This is a genomic window from Sorangiineae bacterium MSr11367, assembly GCA_037157805.1.
Lineage (GTDB): Bacteria > Myxococcota_A > Polyangia > Polyangiales > Polyangiaceae > Pendulispora > Pendulispora rubella.
Genome location: CP089983.1, coordinates 545,540 through 560,814 on the forward strand (window position 1 = coordinate 545,540; position 15,275 = coordinate 560,814).

The window sequence follows — 15,275 nt, forward strand, 5'->3', positions numbered from 1 at the left end:
ACGAAGCCGGACCTGCTTCTCGCGGTTCCGGGCTCTCCAGAGTGGCCTCTTGAATGTCGAGATCGAACAGCTCGTCGAGGGTAGCTTGGGGCATAACGAAACTCCTTTTTGTGGCGCGAGATACTCGCGTATCCTGCGTGGGTTTCGTTAATGGATTATTAATTCCAGTCGGGCAAGTTAGTTAATTGGAGCCAAATGATGATTAATTGATTTATTTCGTACGAATGGCCGGACGAATTTCATGGTCACCTTCGGTCAATTGAACGCCGCCGGGAAGAACCACGAAGAAAAGACTGTCTTCCTCTGCGAAGCCATCGTGGACTTCTCCTGGTTCGGTCCAAAGGTAGTCGCCCGGTAGCAGCACGCGTGAGCCGACTCGGAGCTTGCCCGAGACGAGGTACGTCTCCTCGCCGCCGGGATGCGAATGGTGCGGGGCTTGGGCGCCCTTATCCATGCGAAAGACCATGGTCATGCCATCGTCTTGGCCGCCGTGCCGGCGGAGTACGGAGACGTGCACGCCGAGGCCTACGGTCTTGAAGGGTTGCTCGAGATGGGAACGGTATGTCGTCGCGGTCATGCTTCGACTATGGGACGTTGCACGTCATGTGAAAAACTCATACTTTGCATGAGTTCATGAGGTGCGTTCATGTCGTCGATCCTCGAGATGCGTCACCTGCGGCTCGTGCGCGCCATTGCCGACGAAGGCGGCGTCACGCGTGCGGCGGCGCGCCTTCATCTGACCCAATCGGCGGTGAGCCACCAGCTCACCGAGCTCGAGGGCCGGCTGGGCGTGCTTCTCTTCACCCGGGTGCGCCGGCAGTTGAAGCTCACGCCCGCGGGGGGGCACCTGCTCGAGGCCGCGCGCACCATGCTGACCGATCTGGCCCGCGTCGAGCGCGAGTTGCAGCATGCGGGCACCCGCAAACGCGAGACCTTCCGCATCGTCGTGGAATGCTTCACCGCGTACCATTGGCTGCCGCCCATTCTGGCCGCGCTCGCCACCGAGTACCCCTACGTCGACGTGCGCATTGCCCTCGGGGCGACGCGCGAGCCCGTCGCTGCGCTCCTTCGCGGTGAGTTGGAGCTCGCCGTGGTGAGCTCCCCCGTGCGCGACCGCGCGCTGGTCGTTCAAAAGCTCTTCTCCGACGAATGGACGATCATCGTCGCCCCGGATCATCCGCTGGCCTCGCGGCCTTACGTCAGCGCCGTCGAGCTCGGGCGCGAGAAGGTCCTCACGCACGAGGCGCCGCGGGCCGACGTGGAGCGCTTCCGTGAGCTCATGGCCAACGAGCGCGCCAGCGTGCCGCGCTCCGCGAACGTGCCGCTCACCGAGGCACTGGTCGAGCTGGTGAAGGCCAAACAAGGTGTCGGGCTCGTTTCACGCTGGGCCGTGGCGCCGCATCTCGCACGCGGCGAGGTCGTGGCCCGGCGCTTCACGCGCAAGGGCCTCCCCGAAACGTGGTCGGCCGTATACCGCCACGACGCGGCCACGCGATTTCCGCTGGCCCACTTCGCCGAGCTGCTGCGCGCGCTGCGCCCGTGAGACTTCTTTACAAAGCCCCGCTGGAATGGCTGTCGCTCCCACCACGTCAGATGGAGTATGAAGACGCACTTAAATCTCTTAATCCTCGCCCTACCCGTGCTCGCTGCCGGTTGCTACGTGCAAGACGGGCCGCCACCCCCGCGCCACGTGGTGGCGTACGAAGCGCCGCCACCCCCGCCGCCGCAGGTCGACGTGATCACGGTGTCGCCTGGCCCGGATTACATATGGGTCGGCGGATACCACCGCTGGACTGGCCATGGGTATTACTGGGTCCCCGGCCACTACGAGCGCCGCGGCCGCCGCTGGCGCTAGTCGTATGTCTTAGAGCACGGCGCGCATGCGGCGCACGGTGTCGCGCAGTTCGCGTTCGTCGAGGGCTGTAAAGCCCATACGAATCGTCGGGCGGGGACGGCCGTGGAAATCGAAGGTGCGCCCGGTGATGAAGGCCGTACCCTTCGCGTGGGCGCGCTGCTGCCACGCCTCGACGTCCACTTTGGGATCGACGGTGAGCCATAGGCTCATGCCGCCGGCTGGAACGTCGAAGGAAAGCACCCGTCCGAGCTCGCGTTCGAGGGCCTCCGAAAGGGCATCGCGCCGCGCCTCGTAGAGGCGGCGCATCTTGCGCGCGTGACGGCGTACGAGGCCGTCGTCGAGCAACTCGGCAATGGCGCGCTCCATGGCAGGATTGCCTCGGTCGAGGCGCGCCCGTCGCGCGGCAAGCTCGTCGAGCAGCGGCCGCGGTCCCGTGGCGAACCCGAGGCGGACGCCGGGCGCGAGGATCTTGGACAGCGTACCCAAATAGATGACCACGCCCGCATCGTCGGCACTCGCCAGCGGAAGCAATGGCCTCGACGCATAATGGAATTCGAAATCGAAATCGTCCTCGATGATGGCGATGCGCCGGGGGCGCGCCAAATCGAGCAGCTCGATCCTCCGCGCCGGTGAAAGCGAAACCGTCGTCGGAAATTGATGATGCGGTGTCGTGTACACCGCACGAAGCGGTCGTGTGGCTGCGAGCGCCGAAAGCTGGTCCACGCGCAACCCGTCGCGGTCGACATCGATGGGGACGAGCTCCGCGCCGGCCAAGCGCAAGGTGTCCCATGCCACGGGATAACCAGGATTCTCCACGGCCACCACGTCGCCCGGCCGCACGAGCGCGCGTGCCACGAGATCGAGGGCCATTTGGCTTCCGCTGGTGATCAGCACGTCGTCCTCGTCGCACGCGAGGCCGCGCATCTCCGAAAGGAGCGCCGCCAGCGCTTGACGAAGCTCGACGCTTCCGCGCCCGGTGCCGTACCCCAGCGGTGACTTGGTCTTGGCGCGCAGCGCCCTCCGGAATGCACGCGCGAGGAGGTCCACCGGAACCAGGCGCAGATCGGGAAAGCCGCCGTCGGGAAGGCGTGAGCGCGCGTCGGGCATCGGCATATCCGGCTCGAGGCGCGAGGGAACGAGATCGAAGCCCGTGGTGCCCTTGGCGCGGGTGCGCGGCGGCGCTCGAAGCGCCTGCGCGGGGATGGCCTCGGAGACGCGCAGGCTTCGCTGCGCGGAGATGACCCACCCACCGTCCTTGAGCTCTCGGTAGCTGGCCAGCACCGTATTGCGATGTACGTCGAGCGAGCGTGCGAGGCTTCGCGAGCCGGGAAGAACGGCGCCCGGACGCAACCGCCCGCGCCGGATGTCGCTGCTGATGGCCCGCGAAATTTGTAAAAAGATTGGCAATTCGGAGCCCGGATCGAGGGCAACGGGAAAGACCCACGGGCGCGCCATGGTCCAATGGATATGTCAAAACTGGATCTGTTGCCTAGACCAGTCCGACGTATACACGGCTCATGCAAAGCAGAACGCTGGTTCAGCCCGCGCAGCTCCTGGTGCGTTTTGGCCTCGGCACGGCATTTCTCTCCGCCGTGGCCGATCGTTTCGGACTGTGGGGTCCGCCGGGAACCGCCGGGGTTGCGTGGGGCGATTTCGAGCACTTCACGGGCTACACGCGCACCATCACGTGGTTCCTGCCCGTGGTGCTCACGCCCCTGCTCGCTTGGCTCGCCACGATGGGCGAAGCGCTCTTCGGCGTTCTGTTGCTTCTCGGTTACCGAACGCGCGAGAGCGCCCTCGGAAGCACCGCGCTCCTTTCGACGTTCGCGCTCTCGATGACCGTGTCGAGCCCAGGCCTCCACGGCGTATTCACGTATTCCGTGTTGAGCGCGGCGGGCGGTGCGTTCCTGCTTGCCAACGTCCCCGATCCCATATGGTCGCTCGACGCGCTCCTGCGAAGTGTGAAAGTCGAATCCGAGGCATGATGGCTGCTACCGTCGCAGCATGCACAAAAGCCAACTTTCTACCTTCGTTCTGGACTGTCGCGTCGAGGATATCGACGCGGCGACCCGCTTTTGGAGCCAAGCCTTGGGGCGTGCCATCGCACCCACTGAGCCCGACAGCGAAAACTACCGTGTGCTGTCCGCCGATGCGCAAGAGCCGATGCTCTTGGTCCAAAAGGTCGATCACCCGAGCCGCATCCACCTCGACATCGAGACCGACGATCTCGAGGCCGAGGTAGCGCGGCTGGAGGCACTCGGTGCCAAGCGCATCGAGTTCGTGCAGCGCTGGTGGGTCATGGAGGCCCCCACAGGGCAGCGTTTTTGCGTGGTGAACCCGCAGCGCGGCCCGCTGCGGGAACGTGCCCATGAATGGTGATTCTCAGCGAACCTCTTTGTTGAGCTCCTTCGCATTCTGCACCACGATCTCCACACGGCGGTTGTCGGCGCGGCCTTCGGCCGTCGTGTTGGAGCCCACCGGATTGGCCGAGCCCATGCCGACGGCGGTGAGCCGCCCATCGGGGACGCCGTTCGACGCGAGAAACACGCGTACCGCGTCCGCCCGCGCTTGCGAAAGCCGGTCGTTCGACTTGGTCGAACCGGCGGAGTCCGTATAGCCCTCGATTTGAATTTTGATCGATGGATCTTGCTCGGCGAGCACCGTGGCCAATTGGGTCAGTTTGCTTTTCGCTGACGGAAGCAGCGTCGATTTGCCCGCAGAGAACAGCGTCGAGCCCGGAACGGTGAGGATCGTTCCGCGGTCGTCCTTTCGGACCGAGGCAATCTGGCTCAACTCGGCCATTCGACGATCGGCGGCTTGCTGATCTTTGCGCTCTTTTTCCAATGCGGCCTCGAGCTTGGCCTTGTTCGCCTTGTCGATCTGCTCGTGCACCACTTTCTCGCGCACCACCGCGTCGCGCTCTTGCTGCAGCGCGAACTGCGTGCGCGCCTTCGCGTCGGCGCATTCGGCGCGTCGTTGGGCCGCATATGCGAGATCTTTCGTCTCGTCGGAGTCACCGTCATCGTCGAACGAACGCTCGGCCACGTCGAGCGTTTGACGGGCGGTGCGCACGTCGGCCGGTGCGAGTTCGTGCGCCATTCCCTGCGAAACGCCATTGTACGCCGTGCGTGCGCGCACGAGCTCGTTGGGGGGTGATGTGCTGGCGCATGCGGCGAGCAAGCCCGCGAGGGGTGCCAGCGCAAATACGTATTTCGATTTCATCGCTTGCCTCCGGGCTGGGGTCCATTCGGTGGTTGGAAGGGCAGGGTTTGCGGCGGTGGCGGTTGTTGCACCGGCCCTTGCACGTTGGTGCCCGTCGTCGTCGTGGTCCCCGCGGGGGTGCTCGTCGGGAACGTCGCCGGAAGGGGCTTGTCGTTCGGGCTCGTGTTGCTCCCGGGAACGTTCTCTTGCATGCTCGCCACGAGTGCATCCACGCGCTGTTTCGCGGCCAGGGCCTGTCGCTGTGCACTGGCCTCGCGCGCTTCGGCCAAAGCGAGATCCGCGTCCGCTTTCGCGCGTACGAGAACGTAGTCGGCGCGCTTGGTATCGCCATCGGCGATGAGGCGCTTCGCACGTTCGATTTGATCGTTGGCCAGTCGCAAATGAAGCTGCGCGCGTGGATTTGTCTGCGCCCCCGCTTCCTGCGCGGCCTTGGCCGTCATCACCGTTTCGTTCATGCGTGCGGTGGGTGTGGGATAGCTCGCGCATGCCGCCAGCGTCACACCGAGTACCAAGACTGTCGTTCGCAACATGGTTCTTCTCCTCGCGGGTGCGCCCTTTACTTAATCGATGAAGTCGGCGCAATTTCGCCCCGATCGACGGCGGCACTTGCGATCTTCGTTCCATGCGAACATCGTTTTTGCCGTGAGTTCGGCTGCGCGCGCAGGGCCTTTTTGCCACGCGTTCATGCGAAACGAGGCGATAGGCCGCGTTCTGACGCGATCGCGCGCGCAATGGCATCCAAACCGAGATGGTGGGGGGAAAAAAAGCGACCTTGGCGATTTGGCTCGCCTCGTTCGCAGCAACCGCATGCAGTCAGGCGCCGCTCGATGACGTTGGCGAAGTGTCCACTTCGGAATACAACTCAGCCGACGAAAATTCCGCGGTCCGATACGAACACGAGACCTACGAAGAGGCTGCACGACGGCACGCCGAAATACATCGGAGCAAACATGCCGAAGCGCTCGATTCGGCCGTGCCCAGCGCCGAGGGAAGCAAGGTGCCGGTCGAAAGGGCCGATCTCTCGCGCATTCCCGTGTGGAGTGACTGGGACATCGATCAGCATTTCGAACGCACTCGGGATTTGCGATTCTTGACGACCGGCGATCGGCCCTGGTTTTCGCGGCGCCTTTCCTGGTTGTATCCCGACGACGGATGCTACGCGCGTGCGGAGCTCGTGAGTGCCAAAGCCGATGAGTGGCTCCACAGACGGCCGTATCGCCTTTTTTCGTTTGGCAATTTGATGGTCAGCACTGCCAATTATCCCACGGGCAAAGTCACGTGGTGGTACCACACGGTGCCCGTGGTCAAGCGAGCCTCGACGGGAGAGCCGGTGGTCTTCGATGCCGCGCTCGATGCGAAGCGCCCCATTCCTTGGAAGCAGTGGCTCGCCTTGCAGGTGTCCAACTTGAACGACGTGCGCGTTTCCGTCTGCGATGGGAACACGTACGGGCCGGAGCACGCCTGTTTCGGCTCCCCGGCCCGCACGGCGGAAGCGGTGTCGGACGAGAAAGACCGATTCCTCGGCCGCGAGTGGATTCGCCAAGTGGAGATGCTTCGCGATCCACTCCGGGTGCTGGGCGATTTCCCCCCTTGGTAGGAGGGGTCGGTCAATACTCCCAGAAAATGCGCTGAAGCTCTTTGGGTGTGCGGGTTTTCGTCAGCGCCACCATGGCGAGGATGCGGGCTTTCTGCGGATTCAAATCGTGGGCGACGACCCAGTCGTACTTGTCGTCCGGCTGCTCGGCATTGCGCACCACGAAGCCTGCGGGGACGCGGGCCGAGCGAATCACGTTGATACCCTTGCCCCGGAGTTCCTGCAGCGCCGGCACCACGCGATTGGCCACCGAGCCATTGCCCGTCCCCGCGTGCACGATGGCCTGAACGCCAGGCTGCGCCCCGATGGCATCCACCACCGCGCGCTGCGCGTTCTCGTAGCCGTAGACGATTTCGACACGGGGCAAACTCTGAATCTGGTCGATATCGAATTCACTCTGCGCGGTGTGCCGCTTGACGGGGGCGCGAAACCAGTAATTCTTGCCCTCCACGACCATGCCCAGCGGTCCCCATTGGCTCTTGAAGGCCTCGGTCTTGATGTTGACCAGCTTGGAAACGTCGCGCCCGGTGTGGATCTCGTCGTTCATGGTGACGAAGACGCCTTTGCCCTTGGCATCGGCCGATCCGGCGACGCTCACCGCATCGTAAAGGTTGAGCGCGCCGTCGGCGGAGAGCGCGGTGCCTGGGCGCATGGAGCCCACCACCACGATGGGCTTGGTGGTGTGCACGGTGAGGTTCAGAAAATACGCCGTTTCCTCCAACGTATCTGTGCCGTGCGTGATGACGATTCCGTCGACGTCCGCCCGCTTGGAGAGGTCCGAAACGCGGTGGGCGAGCTTCAGGAGGTCCTCGTTGCTCAGGCTCTCCGAGGCCACCTGCATGACTTGCTCGCCGCGCACCTCGGCCACGCGGCCCAATTCGGGAAGCCCCGCAATGAGCTTGTCCACCGCCACTTTGGCCGCGCTGTAACTGGCACTGTTGACGCTGCTCGCACCGGCTCCGGCAATGGTACCGCCCGTCGCCAAAATCGTGATTCGGGGCTTGGCGGCCTGCGCCGTTGTCTGCGCTACCGCAGGGAGCTCGAAGGTCGTCGCGCAGGAAGCCAGCACCATGGCGGCCAAGACGGATCGAAAGAGAAAAGAACTTCGCATGACCGGCCAATCGACCATACCGCGCGGCGGCGGGCTACTGATTATTTCGCCCAGGGTCTCGACGCGGAGACGGCGGCATACCACCGGGCGTTTCGTCATGGTCCACGCTCTTCTTCGGGGGGATCAGTGTGGGCGGCGGCGGATCCGGAGGCGGGTATACGGCGTCGGGGTTCTTTCCCTCTTTGATCTCGAGCATTCGCGTGATGATTCGCCCGTTTGGATACACCACGGCGACTTGGTGCCTCCCTGGGGTGAGTTTGATCTCGCGATTGAGTGGCTTACGCTTCCCATCGACGAGCCCACGGGCGGCCTCCCTTTCGCCGGATTGTTCCGCCGGCACGATGATCTTCAAGCGGCCCGTCCGTTCGGACTCGGTGTCTTTGGCGTGGGCCGTGGTGGCGATCAGGAGCGCCGCGGCCACGGCTCCACGCGTTGGAATGGTGCGCGGCGCTTTGGCGCGCGTCGGTGCGGTTCGTTTCATGATGTCCCCATAGATCCATGAAAGGAAAGATTCGTTCTGCTCTTCGACCAAGGCCCGCGAAGCTTCGTCCGCCAATTCGGCCGTGATCCGTTCGTACCAGCACTGCGTAGGCCCCGGGAGATCCGCGGCATTCGTTTCCGCGAGGTTGGCGCATGCGCACGTGGAGCTGCAGCGAAATCGCTCCGGGCATGCGGCACATTCCGGGTCGGCTGGCCCGCGTGGAATCGACGTCGTTGCGTCCAGGCCTCCGTCCAGAGTTCCGATGACGAAGCGCGGATTCCGGTCGTCGGCCACGAGTCGTTCGCACGGGTAGAGGTTGCCCGAGGGGGCGACGGCCACGTTGCGCGACCCCATGCTGCATTGCTCGAGGCGTGACAATCCGCCGTTGGCTGCTGCGAGGACCTTTCGATCGAAGGTCATGATGGCGAGGTCACGCCCTGTGCCGCGCGCCTCTTTCCAGAGAGCGGCGACCTGCTCGAGTTCGCGCTGCCAAACGGCGAGATGCGCCTCGGAGAATTCGCGTTCCCAGGCCGGATTGAGGTAAATCCTGCGGGCGCCCAAGTTTGCGAAAAATCGCACGCTGTTCGCGAGGTGCTCCACATTTTCCGGCGTCACGACGGCGGCCACCTGCAACGCCTGTCCGCTCTCGACGATGCGGTGCGCGGCCTGGACGACGGCGTCGAAGCTAGACCCTCCACCCATGCGTGGGCGCCCCGCCTCGTGTGCGGCGCGAATGCCATCGATGGACAACGTCATGTGAACCCCGAGTTCACACAATTGGGCCAGCTTCTCTTTGGTGAGCAGCACCCCATTCGTGGTCATCTGGAGGCGGACGGCGATGTCGTGCTCCGCACCGAGCTGCCGCGCGCGCCTTGCACAATGGACGAGCAAGTCCCATTCGAGGAGAGGCTCACCGCCAAAAAACGATACGGTGACTGGCTCGCCGCGCCGAAAAGCCAATGCGAGCGCGCGTTCCGCCACGTCGGGCGTCATCGACGCGCGATGATGCTCTCCCATGTAGCAATAGCCGCACGCGAGGTTGCACGCGTGCGTCAACACGAGCGTGAGCACGAAGGCCGGCACGCGGGGATCGTATCACCCGCCCAGAACCGTGTCGTGCACCGTGACTTCGAAGGTGTGGCGTGGAATGACGCTTAGATGTCGCTCGATACGTTCCGCGCCAAAGCTCCATGTCTGGGCGTAGAGGCGCTTGTTGGGCAGCTCCTCCTCGGTGATTTCCTCGAGGGGCTTGTGGATCACGCGGCTGGCGGCGCCGGTGAGCCGAATGATTTCCTCGTACAGGTCATGCCACGCAAAGTGCCCCGCGAGCACATTGAGCGGGCCGGCCAGTTCCGTGGCGCGCGCCAGGCATTCGGCGATGATGGTGGCGAAGTCGCGGACGTCGATCCAGGCATCGCGGTACTCCAGCCATTCCGCCGGCGAGGTGCCCGGCAGGACGATGGGGAGCCCTGCTTCGAGGCGGCGACCGACGAGGCGTTTGCGCGCGGTGGAGTGCGGTCCCCAGATGTAGGGGGCACGCAACATGACGTAATCCGTGCGCCCTGCGCGGGCGGCCGCTTCGACGAGCAGCCGCTCGCACGCGACCTTGCCGCGGCTGTAATCGTTGAGAGGTTCGGCCAGCGGCGTGTCTTCCGCAATGGGGCCGGGGCCAGCGAACCCGTACACGTCGAGGGTGCTGATGAAGACGAAGGGCCCCTTTTCCCAGCTGGCGAGAAGAGTTTCCATGGCCGCGATGTCGACGGCGCTGTCGGTCACCGTGCATGCGGCGTGGACGATGCCGTCGACGTCGCGCGCCGCCTGCGTCAAGCTCGCGTGGTTGGCGAGATCTCCCTCCGGCCGGCGCAACACGCGGGTGGTGTGACCGCGGCGTTGAAGTTCCTCGACGGCGAACGACCCGACCAGCCCTGTTCCTCCCGTGACGAGAATCATGACGTCCTTTCCTCAACCTCGCGCGATGAGTGTAGCCCCGCCCGCGGCGAGGGCGAGCCCCACGGCCCGCGCGCCCGTCAGGTGCTCACCGAAGACCATGATGCCGGTGACGGCGAGAACGGCGGTGACGGAAAGATTGGTAATGACCTGGGCGCTCGAGAGCGGCCAGCCGGAACGATAGACGAAAAAGAAGCCCGCCTCGATGCCGAAGGCCGCGAGCCCCAGCGCAAGACTGGCCACGCAATCACGCGCCGCCGGCCAGCGTACGGCGTCTCCGCGCCCCCACCAGCCCAACCCCAGCATGAACAATGCCACGGCGAATGCCGCACCGTACGCAATGGTCAACACGGGCCAAGGGCTGACCGCCCCCGAGGCCTTTTGGGCCACGTGGTAGACGACGCCGCAGCCTATGACCGTGGCCAATGGGAGAAAAGGAGACATGGGCGACGGTCTATTCCGTGGAGGTACATGCGTCCATTGCAACCTTTGGATAGAACGATGCGTCCAGCGTATAGTTGAAGTCCATGGATCCCTTGTCCCAGGACCAGCTCCAGGCCTTTGCGGCGGTGGCGCGCGCCGGCAGCTTCACGCGCGCGGCGGGCGTGCTGCATTTGAGCCAGCCCGCGCTGTCGCGGCGAATCACCGCGCTGGAGCAGCGCCTGGAGACCACGTTGCTCGTGCGCGGTCGCTCGGGCGCCGGGCTCACCGAGGCCGGGCACCGGCTGCTCGATTTCGTAGAAGCGCAGCGCGCCCTGGAGGAGGAGCTCGTGGGCGAGCTCGGGCCGACGCCCACCTCGTACCGCGGCGTCGTGCGCATTGCCGGGCTCTCGTCGCTGGTTCCGCCGGTGGTGCTCCCTGCGCTGGCGCCCTTTTTGCGCGAGCACCCCGCCGTGCAGGTGGAGATCCACCGCGAGCTCGATCGGCAGGTGGTCGCCGCCGTCGTGGCCGGCCGGATCGACTTCGGCATTTCGCAGAATGACTCGAATACGCCCAGCGTCGTCGATGTGCTCCTCGGCGACGAAGAATTCGTCATGGTGGAGAGCCGCCTTCACCACGTGCGCCGGAATGTGTTCCTCGACGTCAGCCCCAGCGACCCCACGACCGAGTTGTTCCTCGCCTCGCAGCCCGCGCACGTGAGGCCGCGGGGCCGCTTGATCCGCTCCTTCCTTTTCGACGAACCGGGGATCCTCCTCGGGGTGGAGCTCGGGCTGGGCCGCGCCGTCAAGCCGCGCCACACCGTGCCGAGCAGCGCCTCGGTTCGGGTGGATCCGAGCTTCGTGCCGCAGAGCAAACCGGTGTTCTTGCATTACCGGCGCCAGGGTTATTATGGGCGCCTGCACCAGGCCATCCGCGCACGCATCGAAGCGGCCGTGCGCGAGCGCCTCGCGACCAGCGCAAAACGGACGCGAAAAAGGGGGAGTCGATGAAGGGATCCTGTTTGTGCGGCGCCGTGGCCTTCGAAGCGGACGGTCCGGCCGTCGACTTCGTGCTCGATCATTGTTCGCGTTGCCGCAAGGCCACCGGCTCCGCGTTCTTTGCCGAACTGGTCGTCCCGCTCGCGCGCTTCCGATGGATCCAGGGCGAGTCGGAGGTTCGCGTCTACGAAGCGCCCGTGCGCGAGACGCCCCCGGGCTACCAAAGGGCCTTTTGCAGCCAATGCGGAAGTCCGGTTCCTTCGAGCCATTCGACGCACGGCGTCGTCTCGATCCCGGCGGGCAGCCTCGATGACGACCCGGGTGCACGTCCGATGCGCCACATCTTCGTCGAGGCGAAGGCGCCTTGGTTTTCGATCGACGACGGTTTGCCGCAGTTCGCCAAAAAGTGACCTGTGCAATGGCGCAGACGCCGTGTGCATTCGTGCCATCTGCCCATCCCATCGCACACTGCCTACGTCTCTGTGCATGCTCAGTATGCTCAAGCCCACGCTCGTTCTCGTGGCTCTCGCGTGCGCAGGCTGCGCGCCGAGCTCCGTTGCGCACAATGGCGACCTAGGAAGACGGTATTTCGAAGAGGTATGGAATCAGGGCCGGCTCGAGGTGCTCGACGAGCTTTTGAGCCGTGACTACATCAACCACACGCCGAGCGTCCCCGATCCGCCGCCTGGCCCGGAGGGACTCAAGCCCATCGTGGCGGCCATTCGCAAGGGGTTCCCCGATCTTCACTACCGCATCGAGGACATGATCGTCACCGAGGACCGCGTGGTCCTGCGGACGATTGTGACCGGCACGAACACCGGCGAACTCTTTGGCGCACCGCCCACGGGTCAGCGTGTCCAGGTGAATCAAATGAATATCGAACACATTCGCAATGGACGCATTGCGGAACATTGGCGGGTCACCGACGAGCTTGCAATGCAGCAACAACTTGCCCGTCGATGACCGATAGGCGATTTGGATCGATTGTAATTTTCGTCATGTGACGGAGAGGTGGGGCACCTCGGAGTCAATACACGGTACGAGCTCGTTGATTGGATGAACGGCAGGCGGGCTTGACTTGATTGTACGGCGCCGCCATGGTCAATTTAATGTCGATCATCATCATTGATGCGCCGCGCGCGTCTTTGTCGCGCATTTCTCTGCTTTTTGCCTTCGTCATGGCCCTCGGATGCAGCGATCGAAGCAGCGCCAACGTGCCGAACGATGCCCCGGGCGAGGACGCCATTTCGGCCTCTTATTCTGCCGGAAGTACCATTCAGGCGGAGGCTTATTCGAGCAAATCCGATCTCAATCCGAAGACCGAAAATAACAATACCACGATTGGATTTTTCGACGGCGGCACCTGGCTCTGTTTCAACGACGTGGACATGACCGGCGTGACCGGTCTCGACCTGCAAATGGCCGCCGCCAATACGGGCGGCATCTTTTCCGTGCGGCTCGATGGCGGCTCGGGAACGGAAATTGGCCGTTACACGGTTTCGACGTCGACGGGAGGGTGGGGCAGTTGGCAAACGCGCACCATGTCTTTGTCGCCTGCAAGCGGAATGCACTCTCTCTGTTTGCGTGGCGAGTCCGGTGCGGGAATTCTGAATCTCGATTGGATGAAATTGAACGGTAGCCATGCTTCGACGCCCGTGGGCGCCACAGTGCCGTTCTTCAGTTACGAGGCGGAGGCGGGCCGGCTTGGCGGTGGGGCTGCGGTCGTTTCGCTCACGTCTCCTCCAACGACGCGGTATTCGAGCCCCGCGCTCGAGTCCTCGGGGCATGCATACGTGCGGCTGAATGCGACCAATCAATACGTCGAGTGGACGAACGATACGGGCAAGGACATCCGCTTCATCAATGTTCGTGCGTCCATTCCGGATACTTCCGACGGCAAAGGACAGACTGCCACGCTCGACCTGTACGTCAATGGTAGCTTCCGCCAGGCGCTTACCCTCAGCTCGAAGCAGACGTGGGGCTACGAGGGAACCTCGGATAGCCAATACAACAGCGAAACCCAGCGGCCCAGTGACGGCAATCCACGCACGTTCTTCGACGACGTGCACGCCTTCATCAGCGGTGCGGCGGTGCCTTCCGGCGCCACCATCCGGCTGCAAAAGAGCGCTTCCAACGCAGCGGCGTTCTACTACATCGATGTCGTCGACTTGGAGGCCCCGCCCGCGCCGCTGGGACCGCCGAGCAATTCGCTGTCCATTCAATCCGATTGCGGTGCCGCGCCCAACGACGCCAGCAAGGATAACTCCGCCGCCATTCAGAATTGCATCAACCGCGCGAAGTCCGAGGGCAAGAGCCTATGGATCCCCCAGGGCACCTTCTTCGTGAAAACGCAGGGCGGCCTCAACGCCAATGGCATCACCATCCAGGGCGCTGGCATGTGGTACAGCACCATTTACCGCAACAGGAACTTGCCGAACGTGGACGGTTCGGGGAACCCGCAGCCGCTGGGCGCGATCTTCAACCTCACGTCGTGCACCGTGCGCAACTTTGCGCTCGACTCCAACGCGGCAAGCCGTGCGCAAATCGACGGCGCCGGCGGCGCGATGGATACGACGGGCACCAATTGGCTCGCCGAGGGCATCTGGACGCAGCACACCATGTCCGGCTTCTGGGCATCGGGCTCCGGTGGCACGGTGCGGAATTCGCGTCTGACCAGCGTCTGGGCCGATGGGATCAACATCAACAACGTGAGCAACGGCGGTACGGTCGGAAAAGACCTCACTGTGCAAAATAACTTCGTCCGCGGCACGGGCGACGATGCCATCGCCATCAACTCCGTCGATTGGAATGACATCAATGGCACCCGCGTCCAGTACACGGCGATGTCCAATGCCAAGGTGTCGAACAACACTTCCATTGCACCGTGGGGTGGAAAAGGCGTGGCCATTTACGGCGGCGGCGGCCACGAAGTGAAGAACAATTACATGAGCGACACCGCGCGCTACATCGGGCTCGGCGTGGGCAAGTTCGGTGCGAATGGGTCGAACCTCACCTCGGCCACGGTGAGCGGAAACACCATCGTGCGCTGCGGCGGCAACGCGTACGTGCAGAATCAGCCGGCGATGCACATCGGCTATGGGGGCGACGGGCACGAGACCGGCCGAATCGAAAACGCCGCGGTCACCGGCAACACGATCCTCGATGCCCTCTACAACGGCGTCGCCTTCTCCGAGAGCTTCGGCACCCTCTTTCAGAGCAATCGCATCGAGCACCCCGGCTTCGATGGCATCGTCATCTCGCCCAACTTCTACCCCGCACCCAATGGCTCGGCGCAAATCAAGGACAATACCTTAACAAAACTCAACTCCGGAAGGGTGGCATACCGCAACAACTCGAGCGGCTTCTCGGCAACCTTCGGCGGCAACAATTGGTAAGCAGGTAGCCTCGAGGGACCGTCATGGGAAGTGCGATGCTCCGCACCTCCCATGACCATCCGTAGCGGTCTGCGCTCACGAATGTCAATTGCTGCCTGTGACGAAATTAGAATCGCGCGCTAACACTTGGTTGGGAAGGACGAACGCCGCCCGGTGGGTCCGTTGGGAGGGTTAGGTTCGGGGGAAATACCGTGCTCGATCCCGTCGGAATGCATGTCGCGCTCGGATCTGCACTCATTCCGTGAGCGTTGA

Annotated in this window: 17 protein-coding genes; 9 read left to right on the plus strand and 8 right to left on the minus strand. The window is 63.8% G+C overall.

All coding sequences use genetic code 11. From position 1 onward, the window contains the following. Positions 1 to 211: 211 nt before the first annotated feature. On the minus strand, positions 212 to 577 hold the full coding sequence (locus LVJ94_02255; protein ID WXB06085.1) for a cupin domain-containing protein: 366 nt from the start codon (positions 575 to 577) through the stop codon (positions 212 to 214). 69 nt (positions 578 to 646) lie between these two features. On the opposite strand from LVJ94_02255, the gene LVJ94_02260 reads away from it, so the two are divergent. Together LVJ94_02260 and LVJ94_02265 are read left to right on the plus strand one after the other, a co-directional pair. Further along, positions 647 to 1,543, plus strand: coding sequence for a LysR substrate-binding domain-containing protein (locus LVJ94_02260; GenBank protein ID WXB06086.1), 897 nt, complete (start codon positions 647 to 649; stop codon positions 1,541 to 1,543). A 57-nt stretch (positions 1,544 to 1,600) separates the two neighbouring features. Further along, a complete protein-coding gene (locus LVJ94_02265; protein ID WXB06087.1) occupies positions 1,601 to 1,855 on the plus strand; it encodes a hypothetical protein in 255 nt (84 codons plus the stop codon). Between the two features lie 9 nt (positions 1,856 to 1,864). Here LVJ94_02265 and LVJ94_02270 read toward each other — a convergent pair whose 3' ends face one another. Continuing rightward, a complete protein-coding gene (locus LVJ94_02270) occupies positions 1,865 to 3,310 on the minus strand; it encodes a PLP-dependent aminotransferase family protein (GenBank protein ID WXB06088.1) in 1,446 nt (481 codons plus the stop codon). Positions 3,311 to 3,372: 62 nt separating this feature from the next. On the opposite strand from LVJ94_02270, the gene LVJ94_02275 reads away from it, so the two are divergent. Together LVJ94_02275 and LVJ94_02280 are read left to right on the plus strand one after the other, a co-directional pair. After that, positions 3,373 to 3,840, plus strand: a complete 468-nt coding sequence (locus tag LVJ94_02275) for a DoxX family membrane protein (protein WXB06089.1) — start codon at positions 3,373 to 3,375, stop codon at positions 3,838 to 3,840. A gap of 19 nt (positions 3,841 to 3,859) precedes the next feature. Then, positions 3,860 to 4,234, plus strand: coding sequence for a VOC family protein (locus LVJ94_02280; protein ID WXB06090.1), 375 nt, complete (start codon positions 3,860 to 3,862; stop codon positions 4,232 to 4,234). 3 nt (positions 4,235 to 4,237) lie between these two features. On the opposite strand, the gene LVJ94_02285 is transcribed toward LVJ94_02280, so the two are convergent. Together LVJ94_02285 and LVJ94_02290 are read right to left on the minus strand one after the other, a co-directional pair. After that, complete coding sequence (locus tag LVJ94_02285) at positions 4,238 to 5,077, minus strand: OmpA family protein (protein WXB06091.1); 840 nt, start codon at positions 5,075 to 5,077, stop codon at positions 4,238 to 4,240. After that, positions 5,074 to 5,607, minus strand: coding sequence for a DUF4398 domain-containing protein (locus LVJ94_02290; protein ID WXB06092.1), 534 nt, complete (start codon positions 5,605 to 5,607; stop codon positions 5,074 to 5,076). The genes LVJ94_02285 and LVJ94_02290 overlap by 4 nt, the downstream gene beginning before the upstream one ends. A 311-nt stretch (positions 5,608 to 5,918) precedes the next feature. Between LVJ94_02290 and LVJ94_02295 the strand changes: the two genes are divergently transcribed. Continuing rightward, positions 5,919 to 6,674, plus strand: coding sequence for a hypothetical protein (locus tag LVJ94_02295; GenBank protein ID WXB06093.1), 756 nt, complete (start codon positions 5,919 to 5,921; stop codon positions 6,672 to 6,674). Positions 6,675 to 6,684: 10 nt separating this feature from the next. On the opposite strand, the gene LVJ94_02300 is transcribed toward LVJ94_02295, so the two are convergent. From LVJ94_02300 to LVJ94_02315, 4 genes are read right to left on the minus strand one after another with little or no spacing between them, the layout of a single operon-like run. Continuing rightward, complete coding sequence (locus LVJ94_02300) at positions 6,685 to 7,881, minus strand: asparaginase (protein ID WXB06094.1); 1,197 nt, start codon at positions 7,879 to 7,881, stop codon at positions 6,685 to 6,687. Next, complete coding sequence (locus tag LVJ94_02305) at positions 7,817 to 9,346, minus strand: radical SAM protein (GenBank protein WXB06095.1); 1,530 nt, start codon at positions 9,344 to 9,346, stop codon at positions 7,817 to 7,819. Before LVJ94_02305 ends, LVJ94_02300 begins: the two co-directional genes overlap by 65 nt. A 12-nt stretch (positions 9,347 to 9,358) precedes the next feature. Then, positions 9,359 to 10,213 (minus strand): NAD(P)-dependent oxidoreductase, encoded by an 855-nt coding sequence (locus LVJ94_02310; protein WXB06096.1) that lies wholly within the window; start codon positions 10,211 to 10,213, stop codon positions 9,359 to 9,361. Between the two features lie 12 nt (positions 10,214 to 10,225). Further along, positions 10,226 to 10,654, minus strand: coding sequence for an EamA family transporter (locus LVJ94_02315; protein WXB06097.1), 429 nt, complete (start codon positions 10,652 to 10,654; stop codon positions 10,226 to 10,228). Between the two features lie 83 nt (positions 10,655 to 10,737). Here LVJ94_02315 and LVJ94_02320 point away from each other — a divergent pair, with 83 nt between their 5' ends. From LVJ94_02320 to LVJ94_02335, 4 genes are all read left to right on the plus strand, one after another. Beyond that, positions 10,738 to 11,640: a LysR family transcriptional regulator gene (locus tag LVJ94_02320; protein ID WXB06098.1), complete on the plus strand. Its 903-nt coding sequence runs from the start codon at positions 10,738 to 10,740 to the stop codon at positions 11,638 to 11,640. Beyond that, positions 11,637 to 12,038, plus strand: coding sequence for a GFA family protein (locus tag LVJ94_02325; GenBank protein ID WXB06099.1), 402 nt, complete (start codon positions 11,637 to 11,639; stop codon positions 12,036 to 12,038). The genes LVJ94_02320 and LVJ94_02325 overlap by 4 nt, the downstream gene beginning before the upstream one ends. A gap of 76 nt (positions 12,039 to 12,114) precedes the next feature. Next, positions 12,115 to 12,591: an ester cyclase gene (locus LVJ94_02330; protein WXB06100.1), complete on the plus strand. Its 477-nt coding sequence runs from the start codon at positions 12,115 to 12,117 to the stop codon at positions 12,589 to 12,591. Between the two features lie 146 nt (positions 12,592 to 12,737). After that, positions 12,738 to 15,023, plus strand: a complete 2,286-nt coding sequence (locus LVJ94_02335) for a carbohydrate-binding protein (protein ID WXB06101.1) — start codon at positions 12,738 to 12,740, stop codon at positions 15,021 to 15,023. Positions 15,024 to 15,275 lie beyond the last annotated feature (252 nt).

Coding starts and splice junctions, on each gene's coding strand:
- LVJ94_02270 (WXB06088.1), bottom strand. CDS start 3,310: ATGGCGCGCCCGTGGGTCTTTCCCGTTGCCCTCGATCCGGGCTCCGAA.
- LVJ94_02320 (WXB06098.1), top strand. CDS start 10,738: ATGGATCCCTTGTCCCAGGACCAGCTCCAGGCCTTTGCGGCGGTGGCG.
- LVJ94_02275 (WXB06089.1), top strand. CDS start 3,373: ATGCAAAGCAGAACGCTGGTTCAGCCCGCGCAGCTCCTGGTGCGTTTT.
- LVJ94_02335 (WXB06101.1), top strand. CDS start 12,738: ATGTCGATCATCATCATTGATGCGCCGCGCGCGTCTTTGTCGCGCATT.
- LVJ94_02260 (WXB06086.1), top strand. CDS start 647: ATGTCGTCGATCCTCGAGATGCGTCACCTGCGGCTCGTGCGCGCCATT.
- LVJ94_02330 (WXB06100.1), top strand. CDS start 12,115: ATGCTCAGTATGCTCAAGCCCACGCTCGTTCTCGTGGCTCTCGCGTGC.
- LVJ94_02280 (WXB06090.1), top strand. CDS start 3,860: ATGCACAAAAGCCAACTTTCTACCTTCGTTCTGGACTGTCGCGTCGAG.
- LVJ94_02325 (WXB06099.1), top strand. CDS start 11,637: ATGAAGGGATCCTGTTTGTGCGGCGCCGTGGCCTTCGAAGCGGACGGT.
- LVJ94_02300 (WXB06094.1), bottom strand. CDS start 7,881: ATGACGAAACGCCCGGTGGTATGCCGCCGTCTCCGCGTCGAGACCCTG.
- LVJ94_02310 (WXB06096.1), bottom strand. CDS start 10,213: ATGATTCTCGTCACGGGAGGAACAGGGCTGGTCGGGTCGTTCGCCGTC.
- LVJ94_02265 (WXB06087.1), top strand. CDS start 1,601: ATGAAGACGCACTTAAATCTCTTAATCCTCGCCCTACCCGTGCTCGCT.
- LVJ94_02255 (WXB06085.1), bottom strand. CDS start 577: ATGACCGCGACGACATACCGTTCCCATCTCGAGCAACCCTTCAAGACC.
- LVJ94_02290 (WXB06092.1), bottom strand. CDS start 5,607: ATGTTGCGAACGACAGTCTTGGTACTCGGTGTGACGCTGGCGGCATGC.
- LVJ94_02315 (WXB06097.1), bottom strand. CDS start 10,654: ATGTCTCCTTTTCTCCCATTGGCCACGGTCATAGGCTGCGGCGTCGTC.
- LVJ94_02285 (WXB06091.1), bottom strand. CDS start 5,077: ATGAAATCGAAATACGTATTTGCGCTGGCACCCCTCGCGGGCTTGCTC.